1 protein-coding gene is annotated in these 230 nt (G+C 73.0%); it reads left to right on the forward strand.

What is annotated here, in order from left to right; genetic code table 11:
- The coding region (locus CVH10_RS27180; protein WP_219925140.1) for a hypothetical protein at positions 1-230 on the forward strand (230 nt) is incomplete at both ends.

Here is a 230-nt window from a genome sequence, read left to right on the forward strand (position 1 = left end):
CAGCCTTGTCACGGGATCGAACCTTCTCGGACGGCCGCGTCCGCAATGCCTATCGCGCCGGGTCCGTCGGCCAAGGGCTACTTCCCCTGCCGGGCTGGTGGGACGCCCAGCAGGCGCTCTGGGCCGAAGACGCCTACCAGGATGGCACCGCGACGGGGAACGTCGCCTGGGCGGCGCTGACCCTCCTCACCCTCGACGCCGTGGCGCCTTCGGGCGGCTACCGCCCCGGC

Source organism: Halomonas sp. ND22Bw (assembly GCF_003011945.1).
GTDB classification, from domain to species: domain Bacteria; phylum Pseudomonadota; class Gammaproteobacteria; order Pseudomonadales; family Halomonadaceae; genus Halomonas; species Halomonas halophila.